General features: G+C 58.8%; 24 protein-coding genes. 4 read left to right on the plus strand and 20 right to left on the minus strand.

Annotation, left to right across the window (positions count from 1 at the left end):
• Window positions 1-318 precede the first annotated feature (318 nt).
• Window positions 319-675: a DUF6124 family protein gene (locus BK660_RS29500; RefSeq protein ID WP_123436337.1), complete on the plus strand. Its 357-nt coding sequence runs from the start codon at window positions 319-321 to the stop codon at window positions 673-675.
• A gap of 184 nt (window positions 676-859) precedes the next feature.
• Complete coding sequence (locus tag BK660_RS29505; protein ID WP_123436338.1) at window positions 860-1,489, plus strand: class I SAM-dependent methyltransferase; 630 nt, start codon at window positions 860-862, stop codon at window positions 1,487-1,489.
• 112 nt (window positions 1,490-1,601) lie between these two features.
• Here the strand turns inward: BK660_RS29505 and BK660_RS29510 are convergent, their stop codons facing one another.
• From BK660_RS29510 to BK660_RS29565, 11 genes are all read right to left on the minus strand, one after another.
• Window positions 1,602-4,652, minus strand: coding sequence for an efflux RND transporter permease subunit (locus tag BK660_RS29510; RefSeq protein WP_123436339.1), 3,051 nt, complete (start codon window positions 4,650-4,652; stop codon window positions 1,602-1,604).
• On the minus strand, window positions 4,649-5,725 hold the full coding sequence (locus tag BK660_RS29515; RefSeq protein ID WP_123436340.1) for an efflux RND transporter periplasmic adaptor subunit: 1,077 nt from the start codon (window positions 5,723-5,725) through the stop codon (window positions 4,649-4,651). Before BK660_RS29515 ends, BK660_RS29510 begins: the two co-directional genes overlap by 4 nt.
• Window positions 5,722-6,825 carry an efflux RND transporter periplasmic adaptor subunit gene (locus BK660_RS29520; protein ID WP_123436341.1) on the minus strand — a complete coding sequence of 368 codons (1,104 nt, stop codon included), beginning with the start codon at window positions 6,823-6,825 and terminating at the stop codon, window positions 5,722-5,724. The genes BK660_RS29515 and BK660_RS29520 overlap by 4 nt, the downstream gene beginning before the upstream one ends.
• Window positions 6,826-7,104: 279 nt before the next feature.
• A complete protein-coding gene (locus tag BK660_RS29530) occupies window positions 7,105-7,968 on the minus strand; it encodes a transporter substrate-binding domain-containing protein (RefSeq protein ID WP_123436343.1) in 864 nt (287 codons plus the stop codon).
• Complete coding sequence (locus BK660_RS29535; RefSeq protein WP_123436344.1) at window positions 7,965-8,747, minus strand: amino acid ABC transporter ATP-binding protein; 783 nt, start codon at window positions 8,745-8,747, stop codon at window positions 7,965-7,967. The genes BK660_RS29530 and BK660_RS29535 overlap by 4 nt, the downstream gene beginning before the upstream one ends.
• On the minus strand, window positions 8,744-9,403 hold the full coding sequence (locus BK660_RS29540; RefSeq protein WP_123436345.1) for an amino acid ABC transporter permease: 660 nt from the start codon (window positions 9,401-9,403) through the stop codon (window positions 8,744-8,746). The genes BK660_RS29535 and BK660_RS29540 overlap by 4 nt, the downstream gene beginning before the upstream one ends.
• A complete protein-coding gene (locus BK660_RS29545) occupies window positions 9,384-10,049 on the minus strand; it encodes an amino acid ABC transporter permease (RefSeq protein WP_123436346.1) in 666 nt (221 codons plus the stop codon). The genes BK660_RS29540 and BK660_RS29545 overlap by 20 nt, the downstream gene beginning before the upstream one ends.
• 617 nt (window positions 10,050-10,666) lie before the next feature.
• The gene (locus BK660_RS29550) at window positions 10,667-11,449 is read right to left on the minus strand and encodes a MetQ/NlpA family ABC transporter substrate-binding protein (protein ID WP_027922262.1); all 783 of its coding nucleotides are present in this window, start codon (window positions 11,447-11,449) and stop codon (window positions 10,667-10,669) included.
• 147 nt (window positions 11,450-11,596) lie between these two features.
• A complete protein-coding gene (locus BK660_RS29555) occupies window positions 11,597-12,541 on the minus strand; it encodes a sigma 54-interacting transcriptional regulator (RefSeq protein ID WP_123436347.1) in 945 nt (314 codons plus the stop codon).
• 60 nt (window positions 12,542-12,601) lie between these two features.
• On the minus strand, window positions 12,602-13,183 hold the full coding sequence (locus tag BK660_RS29560) for an alpha/beta hydrolase (protein ID WP_123436348.1): 582 nt from the start codon (window positions 13,181-13,183) through the stop codon (window positions 12,602-12,604).
• Window positions 13,184-13,669: 486 nt separating this feature from the next.
• A complete protein-coding gene (locus BK660_RS29565) occupies window positions 13,670-14,743 on the minus strand; it encodes a fatty acid desaturase (protein ID WP_123436349.1) in 1,074 nt (357 codons plus the stop codon).
• 100 nt (window positions 14,744-14,843) lie between these two features.
• Here BK660_RS29565 and BK660_RS29570 point away from each other — a divergent pair, with 100 nt between their 5' ends.
• Complete coding sequence (locus tag BK660_RS29570) at window positions 14,844-15,848, plus strand: AraC family transcriptional regulator (protein WP_123436350.1); 1,005 nt, start codon at window positions 14,844-14,846, stop codon at window positions 15,846-15,848.
• On the opposite strand, the gene BK660_RS29575 is transcribed toward BK660_RS29570, so the two are convergent.
• From BK660_RS29575 to BK660_RS29590, 4 genes are all read right to left on the minus strand, one after another.
• Window positions 15,849-17,081 carry a type II toxin-antitoxin system HipA family toxin gene (locus BK660_RS29575; RefSeq protein WP_123436351.1) on the minus strand — a complete coding sequence of 411 codons (1,233 nt, stop codon included), beginning with the start codon at window positions 17,079-17,081 and terminating at the stop codon, window positions 15,849-15,851. It abuts the gene before it with no gap.
• Window positions 17,074-17,322, minus strand: a complete 249-nt coding sequence (locus tag BK660_RS29580; protein ID WP_123436352.1) for a helix-turn-helix domain-containing protein — start codon at window positions 17,320-17,322, stop codon at window positions 17,074-17,076. The genes BK660_RS29575 and BK660_RS29580 overlap by 8 nt, the downstream gene beginning before the upstream one ends.
• A 113-nt stretch (window positions 17,323-17,435) precedes the next feature.
• On the minus strand, window positions 17,436-17,801 hold the full coding sequence (locus tag BK660_RS29585; RefSeq protein WP_123436353.1) for a response regulator: 366 nt from the start codon (window positions 17,799-17,801) through the stop codon (window positions 17,436-17,438).
• Between the two features lie 70 nt (window positions 17,802-17,871).
• Window positions 17,872-18,558, minus strand: a complete 687-nt coding sequence (locus BK660_RS29590; RefSeq protein WP_123436354.1) for a Crp/Fnr family transcriptional regulator — start codon at window positions 18,556-18,558, stop codon at window positions 17,872-17,874.
• A gap of 84 nt (window positions 18,559-18,642) precedes the next feature.
• Between BK660_RS29590 and BK660_RS29595 the strand changes: the two genes are divergently transcribed.
• Entirely contained in the window at window positions 18,643-19,161 is a 519-nt protein-coding gene (locus BK660_RS29595) for an Mpo1 family 2-hydroxy fatty acid dioxygenase (RefSeq protein ID WP_123436355.1), read from the plus strand.
• A 109-nt stretch (window positions 19,162-19,270) separates the two neighbouring features.
• Here BK660_RS29595 and BK660_RS29600 read toward each other — a convergent pair whose 3' ends face one another.
• From BK660_RS29600 to oscA, 5 genes are all read right to left on the minus strand, one after another.
• Entirely contained in the window at window positions 19,271-20,260 is a 990-nt protein-coding gene (locus tag BK660_RS29600; RefSeq protein ID WP_123436356.1) for a sulfate/molybdate ABC transporter ATP-binding protein, read from the minus strand.
• 3 nt (window positions 20,261-20,263) lie between these two features.
• Complete coding sequence (cysW, locus tag BK660_RS29605) at window positions 20,264-21,136, minus strand: sulfate ABC transporter permease subunit CysW (RefSeq protein ID WP_027922271.1); 873 nt, start codon at window positions 21,134-21,136, stop codon at window positions 20,264-20,266.
• Between the two features lie 13 nt (window positions 21,137-21,149).
• Window positions 21,150-21,968 carry a sulfate ABC transporter permease subunit CysT gene (gene cysT, locus BK660_RS29610; protein ID WP_123436357.1) on the minus strand — a complete coding sequence of 273 codons (819 nt, stop codon included), beginning with the start codon at window positions 21,966-21,968 and terminating at the stop codon, window positions 21,150-21,152.
• A gap of 69 nt (window positions 21,969-22,037) precedes the next feature.
• Window positions 22,038-23,051 (minus strand): sulfate ABC transporter substrate-binding protein, encoded by a 1,014-nt coding sequence (locus BK660_RS29615; protein WP_123436358.1) that lies wholly within the window; start codon window positions 23,049-23,051, stop codon window positions 22,038-22,040.
• Between the two features lie 69 nt (window positions 23,052-23,120).
• Window positions 23,121-23,303, minus strand: a complete 183-nt coding sequence (gene oscA / locus BK660_RS29620; protein WP_123436359.1) for a sulfur starvation response protein OscA — start codon at window positions 23,301-23,303, stop codon at window positions 23,121-23,123.
• Between the last annotated feature and the right edge of the window lie 3 nt (window positions 23,304-23,306).

The following is a 23,306-nucleotide window of genomic DNA, read 5'->3' on the forward strand; positions in this document are numbered from 1 at the left end:
GAAGGTCCGTTCCCTTTCCTTTGCAGGACATTTCCTAGATCATTCCGCTCGCTTGCGCCTGCCAAATTCCGTGGCTAGTCTCGGTCCGTCACTGCTCATCAGTGATCGGGTTTAGTCGCCCGGATTCCGTCGGGCGCACAGCGTCACCTCTTTTCAGGTGTTTTTTATTACCTGGATTTTATGGTGGCTGTGCGCAGGGCACCCTTGGGTGCGCCGGTATTGCCTGGCGGCCGGTCGACTAACCTGTGTGCAGCCGCCACCCCTGTTCGTTTAGTCGCGATATCGGTTGGCTCCTACTAACGGTCAGGAGTTTTACCAATGAAAAAATCTGTTCCCGATCCACCTCCCGAAACCTCAACCAACGAAATCGGCACTGAAGACCCGCTCCGGGATCGATCAGCGCTCTACCGTGCCATTGATTTCTACCTCACCGGCAATCAACCGTCACCGCCCGATGAACTGCGCTTCTACAACGTCAGCGAAGACGTGAGCTTTGAAGACACTCAGCTCTATGTTGCCGACCTGCTGCGATGTGCTTCGGTGACCGCGTATCAGTGTGGCGATCACCTCAAAGGGGCGGAGCGCGCCATGGTGTTCTCGGTGTGGCATTTGCTGGAGATTGCCAAAGCCATGGTTGATCGCTCGATTGATTGCCTGGGGATGAAGCAGGGCTGAGTGACTGGTCGCCAGTAATGCCGCTTTCGCGAGCAAGCCCGCTCCCACATATAACCGAGTCGGACTCAAATTTTGTGTCCACCAAAGATCAAATGTGGGAGCGGCTTGCTCGCGAATGGCTGCGAAGCAGCCTCCGGCTTCATGGCGTATATTCGGCAAACCCCAATTGCCTGCGCAGCCCCTCATGAAACAGACCCCCGACGACCTCCAGCAGATCACCGCCACCACCCTGGGCCATTACAACTCGGTGGCCGAAGGTTTTCGCGAAGGCACGCGTGATCACGATGTCAGCCAGAACATCGATGCCCTGTTGCGACACATTCAGGGTGAGGCGCCGTTCGACATTCTCGATTTCGGCTGCGGTCCCGGCCGCGATCTGCAAACGTTCACTCGCATGGGGCATACCGCCGTCGGCCTCGACGGGTCGGAAAAGTTTGCGCAGATGGCGCGTGAGGACAGCGGTTGCGAGGTCTGGCAGCAGGACTTCCTGAAGCTTGATTTACCGGCCGAGCGCTTCGACGGAATTTTTGCCAATGCGGTGCTGTTTCACATCCCGCGACAGGAACTGCCTCGGGTGTTGAAGCAATTGCGGGGGGCGTTGAAACCGGGTGGGGTGTTGTTCAGTTCCAATCCGCGCGGGGAGAATCAGGAAGGCTGGAATGGGCCGCGGTATGGGGCGTATCACGATCTTGCGGCGTGGCAGCAACTGCTGACCGAGGCGGGGTTTGTGGAGTTGGAGCATTACTACCGGCCAGCGGGGCTGCCGCGGGAGCAGCAGCCTTGGTTGGCGAGTGTTTGGCGTAGGCCTGTGTAGACAGTTCGGACGCCTACGCGAGCAGGCTCGCTCCCACATTGAATCTGTGGCGTTCACAAACCCCCTGTGGGAGCGAGCCTGCTCGCGATGAGCGCGAAGCGCTCGCTTTTTTTTAAGCCGCTTCTTTCTTCGGCTCGCGAATCTTGTACCAGGCCACATACAGCGCCGGCAAAAACAGCAGCGTCAGCAACGTCGCGATGATGATCCCGCCAATCATCGCGTAAGCCATCGGCCCCCAGAACGCTTCCCGGGCAATCGGGATCATCCCCAGGCTCGCCGCCGCAGCCGTCAGCAGGATCGGCCGGCGTCGATGCTCGGTGGCCTGGACCACCGCGTCCCACGGCGCATAGCCCTTCTTCTCGTATTCATCGATCTGGGTCACCAGAATCACCGAGTTACGAATGATGATGCCGATCAGCGCCAAAATCCCGAGGATCGCCACAAAGCCCATCGGCGTACCCGTCGGCACCAGCGCAATCACCACACCGATCAGGCCCAGCGGCGCGACGCTGGCCACCAGGAACAGCTTCTGCACGCTGTGCAACTGGATCATCAGGAAGGTCGCCATCAAAAACACCATCAACGGCACGACCTTGGCAATCGGCCCCTGAGCCTTGCCGCTTTCCTCCACCGTACCGCCGGTAGCGACCTTGTAGCCTGCCGGCAGCTTGTCGGCGAAAGCGTCGATGGATGGTTTGAGGATTTTCACCAGGTCCGTTGGCTGGATCTCGTCGCGTATCGCCGCCTTGATGGTAATGGTTGGCAGGCGATCGCGACGCCACACCAGCGGCTGCTCCAGTTCGTAGCGAACCGTGGCGAACGCCAGCAGCGGAATCGACGTGCCGTTTGGCGTGACGATTTGCAGGTTCTGCAGGGTTTCCGGCGTACCGCGCTCGGAATCCACCGCACGACCGACCACGTTGATCAGATAGATATCGTCATCAACCTGGGTCACCGTCTGGCCGCTGACGATGCCGTTCATCAGGGTGGCCACGTCCTCGGAAGACAGGCCTAACTGCCGCGCCTTGTCCTGGGCGATGTCGATCCGCAGCACTTTGCCCGGTTCGTTCCAGTCGTAGATGATTTCGCCAATGTGCTGATTTTTGTCCAGCTCCGTGGCCAGGTCGATGGCATGTCGGCGCACTTGATCGATGTCTTTACCGCTGATGCGGTACTGGATCGGGCGCCCTACCGGCGGGCCCATTTCCAGTGCCTGGACATAACTGCCGATGCCGACGAAGTCGTTGCGCAAGCGATCGCGAAGCTTCTGCATCATGGCTTCACGGGTCTTGCCTTTGCTGACGATCACCAACTGCGCGTAGAACGGGTTTTGCAGTTGCTGGTCCAGTGGCAAGTAGAAACGGATGGCGCCCTGACCGACGTAGGTACTCCAGCGCACGATGTCCGGATCGTCCTTGAGCGTGGCTTCCAGGCGATCGACAGCCCGGCGGGTTTCGTCCATCGAGGCGTTTTGCGGCAGGTTCAGGTCCACCAGGATTTCCGGCCGATCCGAAGACGGGAAGAACTGGTTCTGCACGAAACGCATGCTGAACAGCGCCAACGCAAAGCACAGCACGGTGATGCCGATGGCCCACCAGCGATTACGCATGCTCCACAGCAAGCCGCCATTGAAGGCTTTGCCGATGCGTCCGGGTTCACCGTCGTGAGGTTTCACGTTGGTGCTGAGGATGTGCACGCCGATCACCGGCGCGAACAGCACCGCCACCACCCACGACACCAACATGGCGCAGGCAATCACCGCAAACAGCGTATAGGTGTACTCACCGGCGGAACTGGCGTTCAGGCCGATCGGCACAAAACCCGCCACCGTCACCAGCGTACCGGTGAGCATCGGAAACGCCGTGGAGGTGTAGGCGAACGTGGCCGCCTGCTCCTTGGTCTCGCCCATTTCCAGGCGCGTGACCATCATCTCCACGGTGATCATCGCGTCGTCCACCAGCAGGCCGAGGGCAATGATCAGGGCACCAAGGGAAATCCGCTGCATGGTGATGCCGCTGTACTCCATGTACACAAACACCATCGCCAGCACCAACGGGATCGAGCACGCCACCACCAACCCGGCGCGCACGCCGAGGCTGATGAAGCTGACCACCAGCACGATGATCACCGCCTCGAACAGCGCGCTGGTGAAACCGCCGACGGCCTCTTCCACCACCACCGCCTGATCGGACACGTTGTGCACGCCGACGCCCACGGGCAGGTCGGCGGTCAGTTGGTTGATCCGCTCATGCAACGCCTTGCCGAACGCCTGGACGTTGCCGCCCTTCTGCATGGCAATCGCCAGGCCGATGGCCGGTTGGCCGTTGAAGCGGAATTCCGGGGACGCCGGATCGACATAGCCACGACTGATTTCAGCAATGTCGGCCAAGCGATAGAAACGGTCGTTGAGCTTGAGGTTGACCTCGGCGAGGTCTTTTTCCGAGGCGAACTGCCCGGAGGTCCGCACCGAAATCCGCTCCGGCCCGGCCTCAATTACCCCGGCTGGGGTCACGGCGTTCTGCGATTGCAGGCTCTGCACCACCTGGCGCTGATCGATGCCCAACGCCGCGAGTTTGCGCGTGGAGAAATTCAGATACAGCACTTCATTCTGTTGGCCGACCATCTCGATCTTGCCCAGCCCCGGCACGCCGCGAATCTCGGCACGGGCCTGCTCCACGTAGTCGCGCAACTGACGCATGGTCAGGCCATCGGCGGTGAAGGCGTAGATCGAACCGAACACGTCGCCGAACTCATCGTTGAATGACGGCCCCTGTATGCCTTGCGGGAACTGGTAGCGAATGTCGTTGATCTTCTTGCGCACCTGGTACCAGATTTCCGGGATGTCCTTGGCACTGGTGGTGTCGCGCAGGTACACGTAGACCGTGGATTCGCCGGGGCGCGTGTAGCTTTTTACGTAATCGAGGGAATCGAGTTCTTCGAGCTTTTTCTCGATCCGGTCAGTGACTTGCTTGAGGGTTTCCTCCTGCGTCGCGCCCGGCCAATTGCTCTGGATCACCATGGTCTTGATGGTGAACGAAGGGTCCTCTTCGCGCCCCAGGTTGAAATACGAGAACACCCCCATCAGCAACGCGACGAACATCAGGTACCAGACGAACGACTGATGCTTGAGGGCCCATTCGGAGAGGTTGAAAGGCCCTTTCATTGACTGTCCTCGTCAAATTTCACTGGTTGCCCCGGTTTGAGGCTGTGTACGCCGGCCGTGATGACGCGCTCGCCGTTCTTGACGCCGCCGGCCAGCACCACGGTGCTGTCGGTACGACTGATGACCTTGACGTCCCTGGGTGCCACGGTCTTGTTCTGTGTATCAAGCACCCAGATGCGGGGTTTGCCGTCGACCTCCTGCAACGCGGTGAGCGGCAGTTCGATGCGCGGCTTGATCGCCGAACTCAGGGTGACGCTGATCGCGGTGCCCAAACGAAAGCCCTCCGGCGTTTGAGCGAGGGTCAGGCGCGCGCGACGGGTGCGCGTGGCACTCTGCGCCTGGGGTTCGATTTCGCGGATGGTCGCGGTGGAGTTGGTGTTCGGGTCGAGTTGGGCGGCGACCTGGAACACTACATCCTCGGGCAGTTGATCGACCAGGGTATCGGGCAGGTCGATCACCGCTTCCTTGATGTCCGGTTGCGCCAGCGTTACCACTTGCTGGCCGGCGGTCACCACCTGGCCGGCTTCGGCGTTCCATGCGGTGACCACGGCTTTATGGTCGGAGCGCAGTTGGGTGTAGCCGAGTTGATCCTGGCTCTGGCTGACCGCCGCCTTGGCCTGATCGAGGGACGCCTGGGTGGTTTTCAACTGAGTCAAGGCGTCGTCCAGCTGCGCCTGCGCGCCAACCCCGCGATCAAACAACGACTGCTGACGCTGCGCGTTGGCTTGCGCGTTGATCAGTTGCGCCTGGATTTTCGCCAGATCGCCCTGGGCTGAACGCAACTGGTTTTGCTGGTCGGAAGGATCCAGGGTGGCCAGCAACGTATCCTTGGTCACCTCGGCCCCGACATCGACATTACGACTGGCGATGCGCCCGCCCACGCGAAAACCGGTATTGCTTTCGTAGCGCGCCTGGATGCTGCCGGCAAACCGGCCCAGATCCTCTTCGTTCAAGGCCTGGACCTTGACCGACAGCACCGGGCGTACCGGCTCCGCCGGTGGCTCGTTTTTCGAGCAGGCGCTCAGCACCAGCCCAAGGGACAATCCAAGGGGCAATGCCCAAAAAGGCTTCATGGCTTGGCTCCCCAACTCAGATCCTTATACGCATTTTCGGCAATTTCGACTTCCATGCCCGGGTGCAACAACTGCCCTCCGGCGACGATGACTTTGTCGCCCTCCTGCAGGCCTTTGCTGATGATGACGCTGCCCGTCAGGTAGCGTAGAACGGTGACCGAGTGCAGCTGGGCCTGGCCCTTGTCGTCGACCAGCCAGACAGCAGGCTCACTGATGTTTTTGGTCAGGGCCGACCACGGCAGCTCAATCGCCGACTTGCCCGAGCCTTTGGCCGTGGCACTCACCACCGAGCCCAGTTGCATGCCATCGGGCAGGCTGTTGAGGCCGACCTTGACCTGCACGGTGCCGGACTGAGCGGACACTGCCGGGGTCACTTCGCGCACGGTACCAGTGGTTTTGATGGCGGGGTTATCGAGCAGACTGAGGACAATGGTGTCATCCGTTGGCTTGTCGGCCAGCAGCGATTCATAAACATTGAACACTGCATCCCGATCACCGTCGCGAGCCAGGCTGAACACCGGCATTGTTGCCTGCACCACCTGACCGACTTCTGCCTGACGCGCGGTAATGATGCCGGGGGCATCGGCCACCAATGCGGTGTAACTCAGTTGATCGCGGGCATTGGCCAACTGCGCCTGAGCAGCGGCCAAGGCGCTCTGACTGCTGCGCAACGCCGCCTGCGCCGAGTCATATTCGCTCTGGCTGGTGTAGCCCTTGGGCAGGAGCTTTTCCTGGCGCACGAATGCCGCGGCATTCTGTTTAACCAGAGCCTGCTGGGCGGCCACTTGGGCCTGCGCCGAATCGACGTTGGTCTGCAAATCCTTGGGATCGAGCCGGGCCAGCACTTGCTTGGCGGTCACACGGTCGCCGACATCCACCGAACGCTGGATGATCTTGCCGCCCACGCGAAACGACAGCTCGGTCTGTACCCGGGCCTGGATATCGCCGGTCAGGGTAACCGCGGCCGCGTAATCTGCCGGTTTGACGACCTGGATGAATACCCTTGGCAGGAACTCCTTGACCGGTTCCTTTTTATCGCACGCCGTCAGCAGGGTGACGACGCTCAAGGCCATGATGACTTTCAATCCGGTGACCGCCATGCAAACTCCTTGGCCTTTTTCTATGGGCAATACGACAGAGAGCTTAGAACAGGGTTCAAAGCTTGCACACCAGGCTTATGAAGAAAGAGCTTGAAATGGACTGCACTGCAAACGCCTGTCGTAGACGGCTGCGAGTGCATTGGCTGGACTTGTCAGTGCCTGATAAATCCAATCGCGAGCAGGCTCGCTCCCACATTTGATCTGTGGCGTTCACACATCTCTTGTAGGAGCGAGCCTGCTCGCGATGGCGATTTAGAAGTCATCGCATGAATCAGAGACTCAACCCTGCCACTTCCCACCCTCGACAATCACGCTCTCAGGCTTGGTGTCATCGCTCAGTTCCTTGCGCACATATTGGTCGTACAGCTTGAGCAGGTACTTCTCCTCGCCCAGCTTTGCCAACTCGGCATTCACCCAATCGCGCAGTTCGATATTGCCCTTCTTCACCGCTGGCGCAATCGGTGCTTCAGCGCCCAACGTCTGGCTCAACACGCGATAGCCCGGGTTCTGTTTGGCCCAGCTGAACAGCACCAGATTGTCCTGTGCATAGGCATCACCGCGACCATTGGCCAGGGCTTGCAGCGATTCGGAGTTCTTCTCGAATTTCAGCAGTTTCCAGTCCGGGTGGTTTTTGGTCAGCCAGATATCCGCCGTCGTACCGGTGGTGACGATGGTCGTGCGCGTGGCCAGGTCGTCGAGGTTTTTCACCGTGCTGGCTTGGGGCACCAAGGCCTGCACCGCAACTTTGAGGTTAGGGTTGGTGAATTCCACCGCCTCCTTGCGCTCCGGGGTGACGGTCATGTTGGCCAGGATCAGGTCGACCTTGTCGCTTTGCAGGAACGGAATCCGGCTGGCCGGCTCCACCGCGACGAACTCGACCTTGTTTTCATCGCCCAACAAATCCTTGGCAAATTGACGGCCGATGTCGGTATCGAAACCGACGTAGCGCCCCGCTTCGTTGACGAAACCGAACGGTGGTTTGTCGGTAAACACGCCCACGATCAGTTTGTCCCGAGCCTTGATTTTTTCCAGGTAGCTGGCGGTCGCGGCAGGCTTGGCCGGCTCTTCGGTTTTGTTGCAGCCGGCCAGCAACGCGAGGCCGAGCAGCGGGAGTAGCAACAGTGACGCCTTGGCAGTTTTCATAGCAGTTCCAGTTCCTTTGTTTGAGTCGTTTGGGGTAGTGCGGCGACGTAGGAGAACTTCTCCAGGAACTGCTGCGCTCGTGCGGTTTGCGGGTTCGTAAAGAAAATCTCGGGAGGGTTTTGTTCAAGGATTCGCCCGCCATCCATGAACACGATGCGGTCCGCCACAGCGCGGGCGAAGGCCATTTCGTGGGTCACAATCAACAGAGTCATGCCGTCGCGGGCCAGGCCTTGTATGACTTCCAGCACTTCCTTGACCATTTCCGGGTCGAGGGCGGCAGTGACTTCATCGAAGAGCATCACTTGGGGATTCATGCACAGGGAACGGACGATGGCGATGCGTTGTTGCTGGCCACCGGAGAGCTGACGCGGGAACGCATCGCGCTTGTCCGAAAGACCGACGCGCGCCAGCAAGGCTTCGGCCTGGTCACGGGCTTCTTGGCGATCACGCTTCTGCACTTTCAGCGGGCCGAGCAGCAGGTTGTCGAGCACGTTCATATGCGGGAACAGGTGATAACTCTGGAACACCATGCCGATCTGCTGGCGGACTTCACGCCAGTCGGTGTTCTTGTCCAGCAGTTCGCGGCCGGCAAAATTCAGGCTGCCGCTGTGCGCGACTTCAAGGCCGTTGAGGCAACGCAGCAAGGTACTTTTGCCGCAACCGCTGGGGCCGAGGATGACGATCACTTCACCCGTTTTCACTTGCAGGTCGATACCGTTCAACACCTGCTGCTCGCCAAAAAACTTGTTGAATCCCTTGAACTCGATCAGTGCGCTCATGCGTGTGTCCAGCGCCGCTCCAGCACGCGCGAGGCGGCCGAAAGCGGGTAGCAGATGAAAAAGAAAAACAGGAACAAGGCGCCGTAGATCAGCACCGACTCGTAGGTGCGTTCGATGATTTGCTGGCCGACCTTGATCACGTCCACCACGCCGATCAACACCGCCAGGGAACTGGTCTTGATGATGCGCGTGTAGACGTTGAGGGTCGGCGGGGTCATGCGTTTCAACGCTTGCGGCAGCAACACATAGCCGTAGAGTTGCGGGCCGCTCAAACCAATCGACTCCCCGGCTTCACGCTGCCCGCGCGGCAAAGAATGCAACGCGCCGCGCACCACTTCGCCAACTTCACTGGCGCCCCACAGCGACAACACCAGAACCGCGCACCAGAAGCTCGGAAGGCTCAGGCCGAAAAAAATCGGCAAGCCAAAGAACAACAAATACAGCCAGACCAGCACCGGGATCGCCCGAAACAATTCCAGGTACACCCGCAGGATTGCGTTCAGCCACTTCGAATTCAGCGTGCGCAGCACGCCGTAGAACACGCCACCGACGGTGCTGATGGCGATGCTCAGAAACGAGATAGACAAGGTTTGCGCGGCGCCCTTGCCCAGTTGTGGCAACGACACCCAGAGCAATTCAAGACCCGAACTGGCCATGCTGGAGCCTCCTTTCCAGACGGCTGAGCAGCAGCGACAGCGGCAAGAACAGCAATACGCAAATCAGCGTCAACACGGCGAGCATTTCGTAGGTTTTGTAGTACAGCGCGATGTAGCTTTTGGTGGTGTAGAGAATTTCCGGCACCGCCACGGCCGAGACCACGGTGGTTTCCTTGAGCAGGAAAATGAAATTGGCGAACAGCGAGGGCAGGCTGAGGATGCCAGCCTGCGGCAGGATCACGTAACGCAGTAACTGCCCGTGAGACAGGCCTATGGAACGGCCCGACTCCAGTTGCGCCGCAGGTACGGCGTCCACGCCGGCGCGCAGCACTTCGGTGAGGTAGGCGCCGCCGAGAAAGGTCATGGTGATGATCGCCGCGGCAAAGCCCGACACCTTGATGCCCAGCGCCGGCAAGGCGAAATAGACGAAGAACAACTGGATCAGCAACGGCGTGTTCCGCGCCAGCTCGACGTAGAGCCCGACCAGTCGTTGCAGGTACGGTGTGCGGAACACCAGAATCGTTGTGTTGACCAGCGCCACCAGCAACGAGGTGCCGATGGCGATAAAGCCGACTTGCAGCGTCACGCCCACGGCCTTGAGAAACGCCGGCAGGGTGCTGAGGATAAATGCGTAATCGAAGTTCATTGAAGATCCTGGACGCCGCTCGGTAAGCGACGGTGGTGCAGTCCATGGGCCGTGGATAACGACCCGGCGGACACCGACTTTAAAGGTATAAAAACCATAATTTAAATACCGTTAAAGCATATTGATATCACGCAAAAAACTATCTGCGGATTTGCTGTCGCAACAGATGACGACTATTTTCCTTTGCGCTGTAGGAGGGATCTTTTTTTCGAAATGCCCCTCCAAGGACGGACAGATTTTGGCCAGACTCCCCCGGCCGAACCCTCACAAGGAAGAGAAAATGGCAGACGTAAAAGTGCCAGAGCGACTGGATCCGCAGGACTTCGTGAAGTTATTGGTGGCGTTGCGCAGGGCGTTGAAGGCCGGGGTGGCCTGAATGCGCTTTTGTGGCGAGGGAGCTTGCTCCCGCTCGGCTGCGCAGCAGTCGCTTGAACGATGCATGCGGTGGTTCTGATTCATTCAGGTGGCAGTTTTGGGGTTGCTTCGCAACCCAGCGGGAGCAAGCTCCCTCGCCACAGAGATCTCATTCGCCAAAATTGTTTGCGCACACAAAAAACGCCGACGCTTTATCAGCCGTCGGCGTTTGAAACCTTGAAGGGTTTTGTTGCTGCGTCGAATCAGAACGCCGGCAGAACTGCGCCGCTGTACTTCTTCTCGATGAAGGCTTTCACTTCAGGACTGGTCAAGGCCTTGGCCAATTTCTGGATGGCAACGCTGTCCTTGTTGTCCGGACGAGCCACCAGGAAGTTCACGTAAGGCGAATCTGCACCTTCGATTACCAGTGCGTCTTTAGCCGGGTTCAGACCCGCTTCCAGCGCGTAGTTGGTGTTGATCATGTCCAGATCGACCTGATCCAGCACACGCGGCAGCATGGCCGATTCCAGTTCCTTGAACTTGAAGTTGTGCGGGTTCTTGGCGATGTCTTTTGGAGTGGCCAACGCGTTTTTCGGGTCTTTGAGCTCGATCAGGCCAGCCTTCTGCAGCAGGATCAGGGCACGGCCGCTGTTGCTGCCTTCGTTCGGGATGGCAATGGTCGCGCCATCTTTGAGCTCAGCCAGGGTTTTGACTTTCTTCGAGTAGCCGCCGAACGGTTCGACGTGCACGCCGATCACAGTCACCAGGTTAGTGCCTTTGCCTTCGTTGAAGCTTTTCAGGTACGGCAGGGTCTGGAAGTAGTTGGCGTCCAGACGCTTCTGGTCAACCTGTACGTTTGGCTGAACGTAGTCAGTGAAGACTTTGATTTCCAGGTCAACGCCTTCTTTGGCGAGCGTTGGCTTGATCAGTTCAAGAATCTCGGCGTGTGGAATCGGGGTCGCCGCAACCACCAGTTTCTCGCCAGCCTGGGCCAGGCCAGCAGTCAGGGCAGCCGCCAATGCGGTGAACAACAGAACCTTTTTCATGCAGTGTCCTTATCGAAAATCTCGGTCGTCATCGACGACGGCTAAATACAAGTGCCAGTGAAGTGCTATCGCTGGCGTGAAGCGGACAATACCGGGATTTTTTATTCCCGAACAATATCTTTTATTCACTTTCATATTCCATTTTGTTCATACAGATGATTGCAGCGTCTGCGTCAGGCTTTCCAGCAAACGCTTGAGCGCGGAACGCTCCATGGCGGTGCCGTTTTTGATCAGTTGAACAGCCTGCTGCTCGATCTGCGCCAGTGATGCGGGCGTCTCCAGCAAATTCAGATGCTCAGGCAAAATCTCGTCGCCGGTGCTCACCAGCAATGCGAAATGAATGACGTTTTCCAGCTCTCGGGTATTGCCCGGCCAACTGTGCCGCTCCAGCACCAGTTGCGCGGCCTCGCTGATCAGTGGCACCGGCAGGTCGAGGCGATGGCTGTAGATGCCAAGGAAGTACTCGGCCAACGGCAAAATATCGCCCACGCGGTCACGCAACGCCGGTAGCTCCAGCTGACCTTCACTGAGGTAGTGATAAAGCCGCTCATGAAACTTGCCGGCGGCCACTGCCTGAGCCAGATCAATGCTGGTGGCGGCGACCAAACGCACGTCGACGGGACTCGGCTGATGGGCGCCAACACGAGTTACTTCATGGTTTTCCAGCGCAGCCAGGAGTTTGATCTGAATCGGCAGCGGCAAATCACCGATCTCATCCAGATAGAGCGTGCCGCCATTGGCCGATCCGAACCACCCGGCGCGGCTGCTGGCCGATCCGGTGTAGCTGCCGGCGGCATAACCGAACAATTCGGCATCGGCGTAGGTCGGGCTGATCGCGCCGCAATTGACCGAAACGAACAACCCGCCGCGATCACTGGCGCGGTGGATATGTCGCGCCAGCAATTCCTTGCCCGTACCGGTTTCACCGCGGATGAGCACCGAAATCGAACGCGGCGCCAATAGCTCCAGGTCCTTGCGCAACTGTCGTGAGCGTGGATCGACAAACACCAACGCCTTTGCGCGAATGCTCAGGGGACTTTTTTCTGCATCAGGGAAGGTCAGCAGCGGCTGGCCGAAGTGTTCAAAGCTCATGGCAGACTCCCGCCCAAAACCGCCGGGAGACGGGGGGGCGATTCTAAAAGTAGAAAAGGTTCAAGCGCGGCGCAGGGCGTGATGTTCCATGCGGTTCTGCAAGCGATAGAGGTAGGCAAAACCCTGCTCCCAGCGCTGGTGACCGGACTTCACATTGATGTGCCCGGCCCCCGACAAAATCCCCGACTCGGCACCCCAATTACGCGCCAGTTCAAGGGCTCGCGGCGCACTCACGGCGCTGTCGTTATCGGAACTGACGACCTGGCTCGGGAACGGCAGCAGGTCGGTGGGAATCGGTGCGAAGTTACGCAACGCCGGCGCGCACGCCGGGCGCTCGACATCCGCAGGCGCGACCAGCAAGGCACCGCGCACCTGACGCAGAAACTGTACGGGCGCAGCGGCGGCCCAATGGGCGACGGTGATGCAACCCAGGCTGTGAGCGATCAGGATCACCGGCGTGCTGTCGGCGGCAATCGCCTCGGCCAGCGCCGCGACCCAGTCTTCACGACGCGGCGTCAGCCAATCGGCCTGCTCCACCCGCGCGCTGTTCGGCAGGCTGTTCTGCCAGTGGCTTTGCCAATGATCATCCGGCGATCCTTGCCAGCCCGGCACAATCAGGTAGCGAATTGATTCGTTGCGCATGGGGGAGCTCTCCTGCTGCGTGTCTGTTCCTGATCGAGTATAGGGAGGGGTTTTATATTCGTTAAGGAATAAGAAGCTATTTATTAAGACCCATATCGAATATAAGGCCGCTTACCCCTGTAGGAGTGAGCCTGCTCGCGATAGCGGTTGATCTGTCACCGGAGAGGTTGACTGTGAGTACGCCATCGCGAGCAGGCTCGCTCCCACAGGGGATTGGGGTTTGTCCCGCGGAATAAAAAAAGGACCGCACCCTGCCAAGGAGACGGCCCCGGAAACTCAAAATCTGTGAAGCGATGATTGGTTGAAACGATTATCTAATAAAGGAATATTTAATTACTTTATTAGATCTAAAGCGCATATACCCATCAGCGAAACGTTGACTGCCCACCTCCTGCTCGTGTCTTACCGTATCGCCTCTTTGGGTCAAATTGATGACGAGCGTCTTTGCCATCGCTTACTTCGTATTTGAGTTTCCGATTTCATTCATCACACCTGGGCGGCACGAATCTCCCGAGGTTGTGCAGCGTCTTTGCGAACAAACCGGTTCGCCCGTCCAAACGTCCCGAAATCATTGAACCGCACACCCATCTCACGCATCACTTTATGCGCCACCGGCACGGTCATCTGGCGGATGTAGAACGGTTCCTTCACCACAAAATGATGGATGCCATGGCTGCTGCCGAAGTTGAAGCAGAACGCCTGCAACGGCCACAACCATGGCGAGTTCAACACCTGGCACTGCTGCATCACGTTGCCCAGTTCCACGTCGCCGTAGTAGTGCATGTTCGAGCTGATGAAGTGCAGGCAGAACGTGCGCAACACGTTCGGGCCGATGATCACCACGGCCGCGATGTCGATCACCTGCATCACCGACAACGTCGTTGCCGACCACTCGATTGGCGCGCCCATCAGGGACGCGATGCCATTGGCCGCATGGAAGCCGAGGAACACGTACCACGCGCCCCAATGCACCAGCGCCAGCGGTGCGTAGACCTTCAGCGTGCGCTGGACGATGCTGAATTTATGCGCCCAGGTCTTGGCTCGCAGCATGCGGATGAACGACGACATCATGTTGTCACCGACCATCAGCAACCGCGCAATCCCCCAAGGTTCGCCGTTGGTGATGGCGCGTTCTTCCATGTCGGTTTCAGTGCCCGACACCTTGTGGTGATTGAGGTGCAGATGGCGGCGGATCCACGGATTGATCGTGCTCGGCCGCGCCAGCCACACCAGCCCCATCATCAGGTTGTGCGGCACGCGCTGTTTGCGAAAGTACATGCTGTGGATCAGGTCGTGTTCCAGCTCGTGGGTCAACGAGGCGAAAAACGCGTTGAGCAACAGGCACGCCCACCAGGCCATGTGCCCGGTCATGTACAGCGCCGCCGAACCGATCATCCCGGCCAGGGCGAAGGCCAGAATGCCGGCGCCGAGGGCATCCTGATGCTTGAGAATCGGGTAGCGCTGACGCAGTTCGACGCCCTTGGCCAGCACCACTTCACGAATATGTGCTGATCGCTGCGCTGCATTCAGTCGCTGGGGACTTGCAGAAGTACCGTGCATGCTTCCATCCTCTGGTTATTGACGTTCGCATCCTGCCTTGTGAATGTTTACAAGGTGGTAGCCATGAACGCCAACCTGTTGACCGGAAGCGCCAATCAGCATGACTGAACCGACCTCCCTCGCCAGCTGGACCCGCGCCCTGCGCAAGCAACTCGATGCGCTGGGCCTCGACAGCACCGCCCTGTGCCATCAGGCGGGGCTCGATCCGCAATTGATGGACGACCCGAACGCTCGTTACCCGTTGTCCGGCACCACGCGCCTGTGGGAAATCGCCGTGCAGGTCAGTGGCGATCCGGCGATCGGCCTGCGCGTGTCGCGTTTTGTCAGCCCTACCACGTTTCATGCGCTCGGTTATGCGCTGGTGGCCAGCGGCAGTTTGCGCGAGGTGTTCGAGCGCATCGTGCGCTATCACCAGGTGGTCAGCGATGCCCTGGAACTGGAACTGACCCGCGCCGAAGACCGCTACCGTTTTCGCCTGAAAATCCCCGTGGGCAACCCGGCGCCGGCATTCGAAGCCATCGACGCCTTCACGGCGATTTACGTGCGCACCTGCCGCAATCGCCTCGGTCGCGACTATGCGCCGTTGGCGGTGTACCTGCGCCGCCCGGAACCGGCCGATGCGCATCAATGGCATAAAGTCTTCCGCTCACCGGTATTTTTTTCGGCGGAAGAAGACCGCGTGGAGTTTTCCCTGGTGGATTTCGACAGCCACCTGGACGACGCCAACCCGGAGCTGGCTGAACACAACGAAACCGTGCTCGATCGCGCCCTGGCGCAGCTCAAACCGCTGACCTGGGAGCGCAAGGTTCGCGATGCCATTGAAGAGCAATTGCCCGAAGGCGAGCCCAGCGCCGAACACATCGCCAAGGCTTTGCACCTGAGCTTGCGCAGCCTGCAACGGCATTTGGCGGATGAGGGCTGCCGGTTCGATACGCTGCTCAATGAAAGTCGCGAAAACCTGGCGCTGCTGCACCTGCGCGACCCGCAATGTTCATTGAGTGAGGTCAGTTATTTGCTGGGGTTTGCCGACACCAGCAGCTTCAGCCGCGCGTTCAAGCGCTGGACGGGGATGACGCCGGGGCAGTTTCGGGATGGGTTGCGCTGATCAACTTTTCACGAGACTGCGCGCGACGCCTGATACCCATTGCTCCATCATCGTTTCGCCAACGTTAGCAAAAACGCGGTTGTCTTTGATGTAGTCAGCCATCTCCGCCATCGCCATTTCCACCCCATGGGCGACCTGCTGCAACAGCTCATTACAACGGCCCTCGGTCAGGTTGCAGGCCGAGCGACCAAATCGCATCAGCATTTTGTACTTGGGCCATGCTTTTGATCCGCCTAAAAGCAACGCCATGCTGTCGGACTTTATGTAAACCGACGTGGTGACAATGTCGTAGGCCGGAGCGAGGCTGATTTGTGCATCCACGCCGCAATGTTCATACAACACACCGAAGTTTTTGAGGTGAGCGTCGCCATTCTTCAAGGCTGACGACAGCGCAACGATCTTGAAAAATGATTCAAGCGACTGGTTCAGCAGCGATGGGGAGACGAACTCTTTAATCTGCCTTGCGGCACCTTCATAGGAACCATCGTATTTGGCCTTCGACGGCCAGGCATTCAATACGCAGAAATCCTCGAACCCCAAATAACCTTGCTCATTCAGATCGAAGCGTTCGACAACCAGAAATTTGCCATGCTCGCTGAGCTGGAACTTCGGCACCTCAAGCCCCGAATGTAGCGCCGCCCGCATGCAGAAGTATTCGTTGGCTGCAAGCTCAGGGTATTCCTCTGGCCGAAAGGATTTGACCAGATGCGTAGCACCTCGATGAGTCAGGCGGTCGACCGTTGTCGCGCTGTCACGGACCAACACCTTGGGCTGCACACCGGATACGCCTGAATATTGGCCATACGTGTGCAATAGATCATCGAACAAGCCTTGAGCACCGTCATGAACCAGAAGGTCCGCGAGGCTGGTTTCAGGTGGACGGTCGTTCGCATCCGGCGCGTTTGCAATGCCTATTCGCCCTAGCTGATGCGGGCCGACAATCGACAACATCGCGAAATCATCAAAGCCCCTGACTGCTTTGCTGAAACGACGAACCAACTCATCTCGCAGAGCTCCTTCAGGCAGGTTCATTTCGAAAACCGGCAGTACACCTTGCTCCCATGTGTAACTTTCAAGGCGAGCCGGCATGGTCAACGAAACCGAGTTTTCTTCCTGTGCATTTTCGGCGTAGGTAAACACTGAATCACTGCGAGACTGGCCACGACCCAAGGTGCCCACTGCGCTTTCGCAGACACTGATGTGGAGCCGGTCCCTGTCCTGCGACTCAGCCATGGAAGTTGACCTTTTTCAGTGAGTCCAGCGTTGGACGCTTCGATTGGCGGGGCACGGCGGTGAGCTCATACCCGAAGCCGTTGAGGATTGCCTCGACTTTACGCAGGCCGATTTCAGAGACGGTGTTGTTTTCGATACCTGAAATCGTGGAGCGGCTCATGCCGTACTGTTTTGCCAGTGCCTGCTGGGAAAGCTTTTGTGCCTTACGTAGCGAGCGGATCAGTTCACCAAGGTTTTCCATTTATTAGCCTGCATCGTATACCGTGCAAAATCACGTTTTATATGGATATGCATTGTATTTAGTGCAGTTCAAAGCGGAAGTCCAGTTCATTTTTTAATCAATCCATCGGGAGATCACCGGCCACGATCCCGCCGCAACAACTTACGCACCCGCGCCACCAGCTCGCTCACCGCAAACGGCTTGAGCAAGTAATCGTCCTCATGCAACTCCAACCCGCGCAGTCGATCCTCGATGCCGTCCTTGGTGGTCAAGAACAACACCGGCGTCTCACCGAGCTTGCGGATTTGTTGCTGCAACTGCCAGCCGTTGAGCCCCGGCAGCATGACGTCGAGGATAATCAGCTCGTATTCGCCGGTCTCGATGAAGCGCCGGCCATCCATGCCGTTGAGCGCGACATCGACCGAATAGCTCGCCTCGTTCAGGCCGTTGGCCAGGAGTTTGGCGGTCTCCGGTTCGTCTTCTACTAGCAGTACACGCATGGCACACCTCGATTATCGTCGTCACAGGCTAGGCGCCTTCGCGGGCAAAGCCCACCAATAACGTCGCGCATTAAAAAATCGCCAGTGCCCGCAACCGCTCGGCATCGACAATTTCGATCTCGCCGTACTTCAGATTCAGAATTCCCTGGCCCTGTAATTCCTTGAGCAACTGGTTGGTGGTCTGGCGCGACAGCGACAGCAGCGATGCCAATTGCTCCTGCGGCAATTGCAGCACCCGGCGTGGCGGATCGATTTCGCCGTAGCCTGCGGCGATCATCAGCAAGCGATGGGCGAGACGTGCCGGGGCGGGCATCAGGCTCAGTTGTTCGAGGTTGATGAAGGTCAGGCGCAACTTGTGGCTCATCAGCAACGCCAGTTGCCGCCAGTACACCGGTTGTTCGTCGAGCAACTTCAGCAGCGCTGCTTGCGGGATGTGCAACAGCGTGCACGCCCCCACGGCGAAGGCGTCGTGGGTCCGTGCCTGGCCGTCGAACAGGCAGATTTCGCCGAACCAGTGCGGCGGTTCCACCAGGCTCAGCAACGCTTCCTTGCCCTGCTCGCTGACCGCGCCGATGCGCACCGAGCCTTCCAGTACCGCATACAACCCGCACGGCGGATCGCCGCGTTTGAACAGCAATTGCCCGGACGACAGGCGCCGCAGCCGGGCCACGGCCAGCAGACTATCCTGAAAGAGAACAGGTAGATGACTGAACCACTGGCCACTCATCAAGCGCGAGCGCCAAACCTGCATGTCCATGGAAACTCCTGGAGATTGTCGCCTGCCTGACAGAGCGGAAAGTGAACCCGGGGCATGATCAATCACCCTACAGGAGGAATAACAATGAAAAGCCTCGTTGACCATCTCAGTCAATACGCCGCTTACCATCGAGATCCGCGCAACATCGCCAGCCACTTTATCGGTATTCCGTTGATTGTGGTGGCCGTTGCAGTGTTGCTGTCGCGGCCACAATGGGCCGGCGGCTGGCTGTCGCCGGCGGTGCTGGTGTCGTTGGCGTCTGCGTGGTTTTACCTGCGCCTGGAGTTGCGCCTCGGGGCGCTGATGACCGTACTGCTGGGGCTGTCCGTCTGGGCGGGGCAGGTGCTGGCGCTGCAAAGCACGCTGGTCTGGCTATCGAGCGGTATCGGGATGTTTGTGGTGGGCTGGGCGATTCAGTTTGTCGGGCATCATTACGAAGGGCGTAAACCTGCGTTTGTCGATGATGTGACCGGATTGATTGTCGGGCCGCTGTTTGTGGTGGCGGAGTTGGCGTTTCTGTTGGGGTTGCGGCATGACCTGAAAGAGCAGATCGAGGCGCGGGCCGGGGGTGTACGGACCAATCCGAATCGCGCTTCGGCATAAGGCGCCTTCGCGAGCAAGCCCGCTCCCACATTAGATTTGCGTCGATCACAAATTGTGTGTACGACATCAACCAAATGTGGGAGCGGGCTTGCTCGCGAAGCTCTTGATCTTAGAGGTTGGCGAGTTTTTGCCAGACCTTGGGCTTGAAGAACAGCGTTTCACCCTTCGCCAACCCGATCAGGCTGTCATGGTCCTTCACCACTTCCGCTTCGATCAATTCGCTCTGACCTTCAACCTTCAACGTCACCCGGGTCGTCGCGCCCAACGGACGGATATCCCGCACTTCAGCCGCGTGGTGATCTTCCAGTTCATGCCGCGACAATGACACCTCGTGCGGACGGAACAGCACGTGATTGTCCTCGCCCAAATGCAGTCGGTTGGAATCACCGAGGAAGTGATAAACAAAATCGCTGGCCGGGTTTTCGTAGACATCGCCCGGTGAGCCGATCTGCTCGATCACACCCTTGTTCATCACCACGATCCGGTCGGCAACTTCCATCGCCTCTTCCTGGTCGTGGGTCACGAATACCGACGTCAGGTTGATGTCTTCATGCAGCCGCGCCAACCAGCGGCGCAATTCTTTACGGACCTTGGCGTCGAGGGCGCCGAAAGGTTCGTCGAGCAGCAGGACTTTCGGTTCCACCGCCAAGGCGCGAGCCAGGGCGATACGCTGACGCTGGCCACCGGAGAGTTGCTCCGGGTAGCGATCCGACAGCCAGTCCAGTTGCACCATGTTCAGCAGTTCGTGGACTTTTTCCGCGATCTTGCTTTCGTTCGGGCGCTGGTTTTTCGGTTTCATGCGCAGGCCGAACGCGACGTTGTCGAACACGGTCATGTGGCGGAACAACGCGTAGTGCTGGAACACGAAGCCGACGTTGCGATCACGCACGTCGTGGCCGGAGACGTCTTCACCGTGGAACACGATGTTGCCCTGGTCCGGGGTTTCCAGGCCGGCGATGATTCGCAACAGCGTGGTTTTACCGCAACCGGACGGGCCGAGCAGCGCCACGAGTTCACCGCTCTGGATGTCCAGGCTGATGTTGTCCAGCGCCTTGAACGCATTGAAATTCTTGCTGACGTTACGCACTTCGATCGACATGAATTATTCCTCCGCGGCGCTGGCGCGCAGGCGGTTAATACGGTTTTCGCTCCACTGCTTCAGCAGCAGGATGAAGAGCGCCATGATCAGCAACAGGCTCGCTACCGCGAACGCGGCCACGTGGTTGTATTCGTTGTAGAGGATCTCGACGTGCAGCGGCAGGGTGTTGGTCACCCCGCGAATGTGCCCGGAAACCACCGACACCGCACCGAACTCACCCATCGCCCGCGCGGTACACAACACCACGCCGTAGATCAGGCCCCATTTGATATTGGGAACGGTGACGTGCCAGAACATCTGCCAGCCATTGGCGCCCAGCAGGCGCGCGGCCTCTTCCTCTTGCGTGCCCTGTTCCTGCATCAGCGGGATCAGCTCACGCGCCACGAATGGCACGGTGACGAAAATCGTCGCCAGCACGATGCCCGGCAAGGCGAAGACGATCTGGATGTCGTGATCCTGCAGCCACGGCCCGAACAGGCCCTGGGCGCCAAACATCAGCACGTAGACCAGGCCGGCGATCACCGGCGATACGGAGAACGGCAGGTCGATCAACGTGACCAGCATGCTCTTGCCGCGGAACGAGTACTTGCTCACGCACCACGCGGCGCTGACGCCGAACACCAGGTTCAACGGCACCGAAATCAGCACGGCGATCACCGTCAGTTTCAGCGCCGACAACGCATCCGGTTCGAAGATCGCGGTGAAGAACGCGCCGAGGCCAAGCTTCAGGCCCTGGGACACCACGATGAACAGCGGCAACAACAGAAACAGCGCAAAAATCAGCCAGCCAAGGCCGATCAGGATTCTTCGCGAAGTGGCACTGCCACGGCGCGCAGCGTTGGCCGAAGAGGCGGCAGCAATAGACGATTGGGACATGGTTCGCGCCTCCTTATGGGGTTTCGATGCGACGTTGCAGCAAGTTGATCAGCAGCAACAGGACGAAGGAAACCACCAGCATCAGTACACCAATGGACGTGGCGCCGGTGTAATCGTACTGGTCGAGCTTGACCATGATCAGCAGCGGCAGGATCTCGGTTTTCATCGGCATGTTGCCGGCGATGAAAATCACCGATCCGTACTCGCCGACCCCGCGGGCAAAGGCCAGAGCGAACCCCGTCAGCCACGCCGGGAGCAACGCGGGCACCAGAATGTAACGAAAAACCTGTAATGGTTTCGCCCCGAGACACGCCGCCGCTTCTTCCACTTCACGCGGGATATCAGCCAATACCGGCTGTACGGTACGTACTACGAATGGAAGTGTCACAAAAGTGAGGGCAAGAGTGATGCCGAGGGGGGTGTAGGCGATCTTGAAACCCAAGTCCGCTGCAAACTGACCGACCAAACCGGTGGGGGTGTACAACGCCGTCAGCGCAATACCGGCCACCGCAGTCGGCAAAGCGAACGGCAAGTCGATCATTGCGTCGATGATTTTGCGACCGGGGAAGGTATAGCGCACCAGCACCCAGGCCAGCAGCGTGCCGATCACGCCGTTGATGATCGCGGCATAGAGCGCGGTGCCGAAGCTCAGCTTCAACGCCGCCAGCACCCGTGGCGCCGAGATAATTGCCCAGAACTGATCCCAGGTGAGTTGGGCGGCATGCACGAACATGGCCGCCAGTGGAATGAGCACAATCAGGCTGAGGTACACCAAGGTGTAGCCCAGCGTCAGCCCGAAGCCGGGTATGACGGGGGAGATACGACGCGACATAAAAGTCCTTGGTTGAGAACGCGCAAAGCCCCGACGGTTAAATCGGGGCTCGTTGGTGGCTATTTAAGACTACTGCGCCTGATAAATCTGGTCGAACACGCCGCCGTCATTGAAGAACTTCGGTTGCGCGATTTTCCAGCCGCCGAAGTCTTTGTCGATGGTCACCAGGTCCAGGGTCGGGAACTGCTTGGCGTACTTGGCAGCCACTTCCTTGTCACGTGGACGATAGAAGTTTTTCGCGGCAATTTCCTGACCGGCCGGGCTGTACAGGTGCTTGAGGTACGCTTCGGCGATCTGCTCGTTGCCCTTTTTCTCGGCGTTCTTGTCGACCACGGCCACTGGCGGCTCGGCGAGGATCGACAGCGAAGGCACGACGATTTCAAACTTGTCGGCACCGCCGTCTTCTTTCAGCGCCAGGAACGCTTCGTTTTCCCAGGCCAGCAACACGTCGCCCTGACCGTTGTTGACGAAGGTGATGGTCGAACCGCGAGCACCGGTGTCCAGCACAGGCACGTGCTTGAACAGGGTCTGGATGTAGTCCTTGGCCTTGGCTTCGTCACCGCCGTTGGCTTTCAGGCCATAGGCCCAGGCTGCGAGGAAGTTCCAGCGTGCGCCGCCGGAGGTTTTCGGGTTCGGGGTGATAACCGAAACGTCGTTCTTGACCAGATCACCCCAGTCCTTGATGCCTTTCGGGTTGCCTTTGCGTACCAGGAACACGATGGTCGAGGTGTACGGCGTGCTCGCTTCTGGCAGACGCTTCTGCCAGTCAGCCGGCAGGGTCTTGCCGAGTTTGGCGATTTCGTCGATGTCACCCGCCAGTGCGAGGGTCACGACGTCGGCACGCAGCCCGTCGATCACCGCGCGGCCCTGCTTGCCCGAACCGCCGTGGGATTGCTGGATTTTTACGGTGTCACCCGCGTGATCGGCCTGCCAGTACTTGATGAACTCGGCGTTGTAGTCCTGATACAGCTCACGCGTCGGGTCGTACGACACATTGAGCAGCTCGTAATCCTTGGCAACCGCGGAACCCGCAAAAAGGGCGCTGGCCAGGGCGGCCAAAGCGAAATGACGAATCGACGACATGGTGAAAGCTCCTGGAATTCTGTTTGTGTTGGCTTTTTTTATGGATGCGGTAAACGGGTTGCCGGTTGCTTAGCTCGGCTTGTTACCAGGGTGCTGCAGACGGAATTTTTCTTTGCGTTCGATCTGGACGACCTGGGCGTTATGCACAGTGATCTCCACAGCGCCAAAGCGCAGATCGCGCAATGCGCTCTGGATCTCACGCAAAATGGTTGCTTCGTCTTGGCCATCAACACTACGTAGGGATGCGCTCATGGT

Source organism: Pseudomonas brassicacearum (assembly GCF_003732265.1).
Classification (GTDB): Bacteria; Pseudomonadota; Gammaproteobacteria; order Pseudomonadales; family Pseudomonadaceae; genus Aquipseudomonas; species Aquipseudomonas brassicacearum_D.

Excerpts from the sequence above, each read along its gene's own strand:
- BK660_RS29510 (WP_123436339.1), bottom strand. The coding sequence starts at position 4,652 with ATGAAAGGGCCTTTCAACCTCTCCGAATGGGCCCTCAAGCATCAGTCG.
- BK660_RS29565 (WP_123436349.1), bottom strand. The coding sequence starts at position 14,743 with ATGCACGGTACTTCTGCAAGTCCCCAGCGACTGAATGCAGCGCAGCGA.
- BK660_RS29585 (WP_123436353.1), bottom strand. The coding sequence starts at position 17,801 with ATGCGTGTACTGCTAGTAGAAGACGAACCGGAGACCGCCAAACTCCTG.
- BK660_RS29550 (WP_027922262.1), bottom strand. The coding sequence starts at position 11,449 with ATGAAAAAGGTTCTGTTGTTCACCGCATTGGCGGCTGCCCTGACTGCT.
- oscA (WP_123436359.1), bottom strand. The coding sequence starts at position 23,303 with ATGAGCGCATCCCTACGTAGTGTTGATGGCCAAGACGAAGCAACCATT.
- BK660_RS29515 (WP_123436340.1), bottom strand. The coding sequence starts at position 5,725 with ATGAAGCCTTTTTGGGCATTGCCCCTTGGATTGTCCCTTGGGCTGGTG.
- BK660_RS29535 (WP_123436344.1), bottom strand. The coding sequence starts at position 8,747 with ATGAGCGCACTGATCGAGTTCAAGGGATTCAACAAGTTTTTTGGCGAG.
- BK660_RS29570 (WP_123436350.1), top strand. The coding sequence starts at position 14,844 with ATGACTGAACCGACCTCCCTCGCCAGCTGGACCCGCGCCCTGCGCAAG.
- BK660_RS29595 (WP_123436355.1), top strand. The coding sequence starts at position 18,643 with ATGAAAAGCCTCGTTGACCATCTCAGTCAATACGCCGCTTACCATCGA.
- BK660_RS29600 (WP_123436356.1), bottom strand. The coding sequence starts at position 20,260 with ATGTCGATCGAAGTGCGTAACGTCAGCAAGAATTTCAATGCGTTCAAG.
- BK660_RS29580 (WP_123436352.1), bottom strand. The coding sequence starts at position 17,322 with ATGGAAAACCTTGGTGAACTGATCCGCTCGCTACGTAAGGCACAAAAG.
- BK660_RS29505 (WP_123436338.1), top strand. The coding sequence starts at position 860 with ATGAAACAGACCCCCGACGACCTCCAGCAGATCACCGCCACCACCCTG.
- BK660_RS29530 (WP_123436343.1), bottom strand. The coding sequence starts at position 7,968 with ATGAAAACTGCCAAGGCGTCACTGTTGCTACTCCCGCTGCTCGGCCTC.
- BK660_RS29615 (WP_123436358.1), bottom strand. The coding sequence starts at position 23,051 with ATGTCGTCGATTCGTCATTTCGCTTTGGCCGCCCTGGCCAGCGCCCTT.
- BK660_RS29590 (WP_123436354.1), bottom strand. The coding sequence starts at position 18,558 with ATGGACATGCAGGTTTGGCGCTCGCGCTTGATGAGTGGCCAGTGGTTC.
- cysW (WP_027922271.1), bottom strand. The coding sequence starts at position 21,136 with ATGTCCCAATCGTCTATTGCTGCCGCCTCTTCGGCCAACGCTGCGCGC.
- BK660_RS29560 (WP_123436348.1), bottom strand. The coding sequence starts at position 13,183 with ATGCGCAACGAATCAATTCGCTACCTGATTGTGCCGGGCTGGCAAGGA.
- BK660_RS29555 (WP_123436347.1), bottom strand. The coding sequence starts at position 12,541 with ATGAGCTTTGAACACTTCGGCCAGCCGCTGCTGACCTTCCCTGATGCA.
- BK660_RS29520 (WP_123436341.1), bottom strand. The coding sequence starts at position 6,825 with ATGGCGGTCACCGGATTGAAAGTCATCATGGCCTTGAGCGTCGTCACC.
- BK660_RS29545 (WP_123436346.1), bottom strand. The coding sequence starts at position 10,049 with ATGAACTTCGATTACGCATTTATCCTCAGCACCCTGCCGGCGTTTCTC.
- BK660_RS29575 (WP_123436351.1), bottom strand. The coding sequence starts at position 17,081 with ATGGCTGAGTCGCAGGACAGGGACCGGCTCCACATCAGTGTCTGCGAA.
- BK660_RS29540 (WP_123436345.1), bottom strand. The coding sequence starts at position 9,403 with ATGGCCAGTTCGGGTCTTGAATTGCTCTGGGTGTCGTTGCCACAACTG.
- cysT (WP_123436357.1), bottom strand. The coding sequence starts at position 21,968 with ATGTCGCGTCGTATCTCCCCCGTCATACCCGGCTTCGGGCTGACGCTG.
- BK660_RS29500 (WP_123436337.1), top strand. The coding sequence starts at position 319 with ATGAAAAAATCTGTTCCCGATCCACCTCCCGAAACCTCAACCAACGAA.